The sequence below is a fragment of the Ruegeria sp. AL2 genome, from assembly GCF_056540845.1.
Map to the genome: position 1 here is coordinate 1 of NZ_JBQFXM010000047.1, position 6327 is coordinate 6327.

The 6327-nt window shown below is 56.7% G+C and carries 7 protein-coding genes; 3 read left to right on the forward strand and 4 right to left on the reverse strand.

All coding sequences use genetic code 11. The features are described from left to right. Positions 1 to 269: hypothetical protein (locus ACR0ID_RS20120; protein ID WP_480608330.1), on the forward strand; the 269-nt coding region annotated here is incomplete at its 5' end. A 473-nt stretch (positions 270 to 742) separates the two neighbouring features. Here the strand turns inward: ACR0ID_RS20120 and ACR0ID_RS20125 are convergent. The 4 genes from ACR0ID_RS20125 to ACR0ID_RS20140 are packed head-to-tail and all read right to left on the reverse strand — an operon-like array spanning position 743 to position 3486. Beyond that, on the reverse strand, positions 743 to 1114 hold the full coding sequence (locus tag ACR0ID_RS20125; RefSeq protein ID WP_480608333.1) for a hypothetical protein: 372 nt from the start codon (positions 1112 to 1114) through the stop codon (positions 743 to 745). Between the two features lie 48 nt (positions 1115 to 1162). Further along, positions 1163 to 1381 carry a glycine zipper 2TM domain-containing protein gene (locus ACR0ID_RS20130; protein ID WP_480477721.1) on the reverse strand — a complete coding sequence of 73 codons (219 nt, stop codon included), beginning with the start codon at positions 1379 to 1381 and terminating at the stop codon, positions 1163 to 1165. 20 nt (positions 1382 to 1401) lie between these two features. After that, entirely contained in the window at positions 1402 to 2406 is a 1005-nt protein-coding gene (locus tag ACR0ID_RS20135; RefSeq protein WP_480608336.1) for a DUF1214 domain-containing protein, read from the reverse strand. A 15-nt stretch (positions 2407 to 2421) separates the two neighbouring features. Then, positions 2422 to 3486 (reverse strand): DUF1214 domain-containing protein, encoded by a 1065-nt coding sequence (locus ACR0ID_RS20140; RefSeq protein ID WP_480608338.1) that lies wholly within the window; start codon positions 3484 to 3486, stop codon positions 2422 to 2424. A 150-nt stretch (positions 3487 to 3636) separates the two neighbouring features. On the opposite strand from ACR0ID_RS20140, the gene ACR0ID_RS20145 reads away from it, so the two are divergent. Continuing rightward, positions 3637 to 4662: a helix-turn-helix domain-containing protein gene (locus ACR0ID_RS20145; protein ID WP_480608340.1), complete on the forward strand. Its 1026-nt coding sequence runs from the start codon at positions 3637 to 3639 to the stop codon at positions 4660 to 4662. Positions 4663 to 4926: 264 nt separating this feature from the next. Further along, positions 4927 to 6102 (forward strand): alpha/beta hydrolase, encoded by a 1176-nt coding sequence (locus tag ACR0ID_RS20150; RefSeq protein ID WP_480608343.1) that lies wholly within the window; start codon positions 4927 to 4929, stop codon positions 6100 to 6102. Positions 6103 to 6327: the final 225 nt, after the last annotated feature.

Consider the following 6327-nt stretch of genomic DNA (forward strand, 5'->3'; position numbering starts at 1 on the left):
TGATCTTCGTTTTTGGGCGCCTTCTTTTGCGAGGCGCTTTGGGTCATTTGCATCCAGTGCCCGCCGGTTCAAAAGATTTGGACCCTCAAGATGCGCTGTTCACATGCGAAGTGTCGGGGCGATACCTTTCCATATCAGGTTGCCAAAACCAGCCCGCACAGGAATTCCAGTTTAGCATTGCCGCCGCTTTGAAACCATCCTTGGACCGAAGTGAAACCTCTTTCCCAAGGATCGCGCTGAACAAAAAAAACGGTCTAGATTCGTGTTAATTTGTGCTCCATTTAGGTCTTTATCGTGAAAAATGTATCAAATTGATTGGCTGGTCAAGAAAAACCAACAAAAAGCCACACAATTGCGAGCTGCTTCTACTTTGGGACAAAGGTAATGCCCTGAATGAGTTTCACCCAATCGAAATCCCACTGAATCGCGCCATGTTTCCCAGAGGCTTCGACCCCAGAGTTGGGCAAGGCCAGGGTGAGAAAACAACAAGCAAGCTTTCTTCTGAAACACAGGATAGTGCGGTTTGAGCTGGACAGCCAAGAGCGTCACAGCTGCGTTGCGAATCTCTTCACGGCTGGAGACAATCGTGCTTTGTGACAAATGCCCTTCACCTTGATGTGCATCTTACCCATTGCACAGCGGGCTTGGCATGGTCCTTTGCGCCCGTGCGCCGTTTCATTTTGCAAAAGACTTATGAAGAAGCTGGCAGCCGCATTCGGCGGCCGATTGTTAATGCAGCGGATTATTCGAACTCTTCAAAGGTTTCCCTCACAGCATCGTCCACTGCCCCAGCCAGCAACCTGCCACCGTCGTTGTCGCAGGCGTCTTCAAGCTCTTCGACGAACTCGGTCTTGAGGTCGCCCAGATATTCTTCCGGGACGGTAGCCACGACATCGATCTGACGGTTGTAGAGCGACACCATCGCCATGAGACGCACGATCTGGCTTACCTGATCGGGGTCATCCTCGTGCTCTGCAAGAACACTGGCGCAGCTAAGATGCATGAACGGTGCAGCTGCGGCGATGATTTCGTCCATCTCCGCATCGGCAGAGGCAGTGCTCGCCAGCGCTGCAATGCACATCCCGAAAATTGCCGTTAGGGGAACTCGTTTCATGTGATCTACCTCATTTCTTCAACAGTGTGCCGCACGTGCAGCGTGGCCTTAACGCTTTTTACGATAGCCAGCGATGGCACCGACGACGGCTCCGGCTTTTGCGCCGTCACTGCCGGATACGAGGTACCCCACCCCAGCCCCCACGACGGCACCGCCAACCGTGTTCTTCGTTCGTTGCGACTGGGCCTCGGCTGGCAGCGGCAAGGCCAGGATTGCGGCCATCAGCAGGGCGAGTGCGGTGGCCTGTGACTTTGTCGAAAACTGCATATCTCGGTCTCCTTATCGGTTCAGTTGATCCGTTCAGCCGATGGAAAGGTCCAGCTTCCATCCAGAATTTCGGCGCGCGGCTGGTACAGGCGGACGGTGTAATTCCAGCTTGGCGGGGTCGGGATACAGTTGATCCGGCCATCGTCACATGCACCGAAGTGGATAGTGTATGACCCGTCCTCGTTGGGCTTGGCTGAAACGTTGTTGTAACTGTTGCGGCCAAGCTCGTTCGGCTCAAGATAGCCGTCGGCATTGTAAACGGTGATCGACCAAAACGCGTCGACCGGGACGTCGTTGACCGTGATTGCATGGGGCGTCTCGCCATCATTTGCATCGACACTGGAGATCACGGCCGAGGCTGTGGTCGCCGGTTGCCCTGCCCAACCAGCGATGGCGCCGACCAGGTGATCAATCGGGTCGACCTCGTCCTTGCGGCCAAAGGCATTGGCCGCATCAAAGCCGACCGCGCTTGCCAGATCGTTCACCGCCTTGCGCGCCTCGGCCAGGCTTTCCATATCCCAGTCCGGCGCTTCGAACGGGCCGTTGCCACCGCCGCTGAGCTCGATCCCGTCCTGCGCCGCATGCGCTCTGGCCAGATCTTCGGCATCCGTGGCATCGGCGAATGTACGGAACAGGACAAAGGCAAAGCGCGTGCCGACATTGTCCTCGGTCAGGTCATAGGTGCCCGGCGTCGCCTCGACAAAGGCATAGTGATCCTGGCTGATAGCCAGCATCGACTGAAAACGGCCATCGCCGTCGGGCAGGGTGATGTGGACCGGCTGGGACAGGTCGAGGATCACGGCGGAATAAAGCGTGTCCTGATTTGCGCGGATGATCGGCTGCGGAGCATCCGCCGAAACCAGCGTACGCTCGTGAACGATTTCGCCCACGCCCACCCCATTGGCGGCAAGATTTGCCCGGATCATCGTGTCAGATTCCGCCCGCACAAGGTTGTGGATGCTCACCTCCTCTGACGCGGCAATCGAGGGCACACACAGCGCAAGGGCAAAAAGAAGACGTCGCATGAGAAATCCTTTCCGTTAATTCAAAAGGCGAACTGGGGGGAAGCTCCACGTCCCATCGAGAACCTCGGGCCCGGGCTGATACATCCGCACGGTATAGTTCCAGCCCTCCATGATCGGCAGGCAGTTGACCCGCCCATCCATACACCCGCTCAGGTGAATGGTCATTGATCCATCACCATTGCGCGCACCTGTCACTGAATTGACGTTATAGGCACCTTGCGCGTTGGGCTGGAAAAAGCCCCTGGCGTTATAAAGGCTGACAGACCAGAACGCCCCGACCGGCACCTCGGCGGGAACATCGATGCGATACTCGGCCACTGGCAGATTTGGTTCTACACTGACGTAATAGGCCTCATGCTCGGGCAACCCACCCCAACCGCCAGCGGTGCCGATCAGATGCCGGACCGCCTGAACCTGATCACGCGCGCCGAACATATGGGAACTGTCCGGCACATAGGGGCCGAGGGCCAGAATGCTCTGTAACAGCCCCTCAAAACTGGCTTCGTCATAATTGGGAAGGATGAACGGACGGGCCGACCCGGCCTCGACCAGCATCTGGTCCTGCAACGCGTTGACGGCGGCCACATCCGAAGGATCGGCGGCATCGACCAACACGCGCATGAAGACGACAACATAGGGCGTGCCAAAAGTCTCGACATCCAGCGCATAGGTGCCACCACCGTGAAACACCTCTTCGATGTAATGATCCTGATTGAGAACCATTGCGGTCATATAGCGGCCATCTGCATTTGGCAGCGTCAGGGTTGCGCCTTCGCTGATGTCGATAACAGCGGTGCTGTACAGCGTGTCGCGGTTCATCCGGATAGTTGGTTGATCATCCACCGGGGTCGGTTCGCGAAAGTGAAAGAACCTGTTCACTCCTCCGGCCAGTGACACATATTTGCCCAGCTCAAGATCAGTCGCGGCGCGGGTGAAATTGTCGATGGTAACCGGGATCTCGCGGCTGTCAGTTAAACTGTCGACGGTTGTGTCCATATCCTGCGCATACGCCGCCTGAGCCCAGATCGTGGCCAGCAACGTCAGCGACTGACTGAGAGAGAGGGGGAAAGACTTACTCACGAACATGTCCCTTAAGAAATCACAGGTTTCGTCGGTGATGACGGGTTGAGGGAACGGCGGTGTAACCCGTTGTCGCAGGGCGATTGTGCAGCGCCTTGACGGGTTGTGTCACCGGACAATTCCCGACAAACTAACCCAATGCGTCGAAACATGGTTACAATTCGCGAGTTGGCCCATGTCGTGGAACTGCTTGAAGATTTCGCCGGAGCGAGCACCGTTGCGGACGCCCTTCAAGCGGTCGGCCTGGACCGTTCTGTTCTATCGCTGAAAGCGGGTTTTGCACCCTACGCATCAGAGGGCATTCTGGTTGAAACGGTGGCCCGTGCGATGGGCGACAGGCTTCTTGGTGCCCGGATTGGCCGCAAATTCGATTACGCGCGTTACGGCGCGTATTCAAATTTTGTGCTGAGCGCGCCTGACCTGGCTACCGCGCTGGCGCGCGGGGCACGGGCGTTCTTGCTGATACACCCAGGTTCAGAGATCGTATTTCGTCAGACCGAGACCCATGTCGTGGTCGGGCGCAGTGCAGTCGGGCTGACGGTCATGGGTCACAAACATCTGGACGAAGGCTCGGTGTTTGTCCTCGCTACCGTTATCCGCCACTTTCTGGGCGAAGGCTGGCACCCGGACTGGATTGAACTGCCACATGAGGCGCGAGTCGATGTCCCGAAGATCGAAGAGATGATTGGCGCCCCCGTGCGTCTTCGGGACAGCCCGCCCGGTATTGCCATCCGACTGGGCGATTTGCAAACGCGCAACCCTTCGCCCCGCAGTCTGGACGCGAACATTGATCTTGATGATCTGGCGGCGTTGATGGGCGTTAATCCTGTGCAGACCATTGGGGATGCAGTGGAACAGGTATTGCAGATCACTGTCGCAAACGCGGATATGTCAGAGGATACCGTGGCAAGCCATCTTGCAATAGGGCCGCGAACCCTGCAGCGCGCGCTGCGTCAGGAAGGCACGTCCTTCAACGCCGTCCAAACCCGCTTTGCAAAAAGCAAGGCACAGCATTTGCTGACCCAGACCGACAGGTCTATTGACCAGATCGCCAGTACGCTTGGCTATAAAGATCCCCGCAGCTTCCGACGCGCCTTCAACCGCTGGACAGGCGTTTCGCCCTCTCTCTATCGAACCCAGCAACGCGCAGGATCTGACCCGGTTTTGGCAGACTAGACCCATCGAGGTCGTGCCCGGTGCGGGCGCCGGGCATCGAAACCGCACCCAATTTGCGGCTGATACTTATGGTCGCGCGTGGCAATAAACGATTGCCAATGTCGGACTATTTGCAAAAGAAATGTGTGAAATCTTGTGCCGCAAATTCACAAAGCGGCCGGAATATGACGGAGCGTTAAGGGTCTGATGCGTAGGTTTTGGTGGCTATTGATCTGTGTCGCCCTGACTGGGTGTGCAGCGAAAACCTACAATGAAATTGACATTATGCCTTCGCCAACGGTCTTTGCTGATGGCACGCTTGATCCATTCGAGGATGTGACCGAGGGCAATTTCGAGTCGCGGGCGCGACTGTTTTACGCAACAGACCGCCAGCCCGCAGGACCGGACGACCCACAGAAAAGCTACAATAACGCACGGGGGCAAGTGCTGCGGGCAGGTGTCGCGCAGGTTGCGTCGGACCCGCCGCTTGAAAGCTGGGAAAATGCACGGCGCATAACACTCGCCGCGGCGCGGGATCAGGACTATAGGCTGCGTGTGGTGGGCGTGGCCGAGACCGGCATCTTGCCGTTCAGCGCAATCAAATACATGGATACCCCACCCAGCCGTGTCGAAGTTGAAGCCGCCGGTCGCCGTTTTGCGTCACAAATTAATGCGCAGTTGGCGCAATCGGCCAACAAGGACATTTTCATCTACATCCACGGCTATAATGTGGACTTCGACTATTCCACCCTAGTCTCAAGCCAATTGCAGCATTTTCTGGGCTATCAGGGCGCTTTCATCAGTTACAACTGGACAGCAACCCCAAATACGCTGGCCTATTTCCGTGATCAGGAATCGGCGCTGGCCTCGCGACGTTATCTGCGCGAGTTGATTGCCTTTCTCTCGACCCATACCAATGCCCGTCGCATCCACCTGATCGGCTACAGCGCCGGGACAAGGCTGGCCTTTGACGCCGCCTATCAAATCGCGTTGGGGGCCGAGGGAAACGCGCGGTTGGGCAAACTCATCCTGATCGGCAGCGATCTAGACCGTGCTTATTTCATTCATGCTATCGAGGACGGTCTACTCGATGCGGTTACGGACCTGACGATCTATCAGTCGCAAACGGATTCCGCCCTGGCGATGTCTAGGCTCGTCTTTGGCCGCAAGCGCGTCGGAGAGACCTCGCCCCCCGGCGAAGCAGTGCCTGCGGTGCAAGCGGAATTGGCCCGGACCCCAAGGCTGCATGTCATCGACGTGACGGATGCCGAAGAGGCGGGCAATGGCAACGGACATTGGTATTTCCGGTCTTCACCATGGGCCAGCAGCGATCTTTTCCTATCATTGCTGACCAAGAAAGACCCCGCCGCGCGCGGTCTGGTGCGCGCACCCGGAGAGATCATCTGGCGTTTTCCAGATGATTATCCGCAAAGGATCAGGGAACTGGGGCGTTTTTACTGAAGGAAAGGAACCGTTAGGTTTTCCCCGTCTGTTCGCTATTCTGGCTAGCTTCCCACACGAAGCTTCGTCTGATCATTCCGAATCTCATAAGTAAGTTTATCCATAGGTCAGGCTTATGACTTTGAAGGTATAATCGATTTTTCTTGGCATATTAATCTGTCAAGATGCGAATGCTCAAATGTGAATTTAACGCCGCGCAAGAATGGCGAACCTGTCAAACAATTC

Bases quoted from the DNA above. Each gene is read 5' to 3' on its own strand.
- ACR0ID_RS20125 (WP_480608333.1), bottom strand. From the start codon at position 1,114: ATGAAACGAGTTCCCCTAACGGCAATTTTCGGGATGTGCATTGCAGCG.
- ACR0ID_RS20130 (WP_480477721.1), bottom strand. From the start codon at position 1,381: ATGCAGTTTTCGACAAAGTCACAGGCCACCGCACTCGCCCTGCTGATG.
- ACR0ID_RS20135 (WP_480608336.1), bottom strand. From the start codon at position 2,406: ATGCGACGTCTTCTTTTTGCCCTTGCGCTGTGTGTGCCCTCGATTGCC.
- ACR0ID_RS20145 (WP_480608340.1), top strand. From the start codon at position 3,637: ATGGTTACAATTCGCGAGTTGGCCCATGTCGTGGAACTGCTTGAAGAT.
- ACR0ID_RS20150 (WP_480608343.1), top strand. From the start codon at position 4,927: ATGCCTTCGCCAACGGTCTTTGCTGATGGCACGCTTGATCCATTCGAG.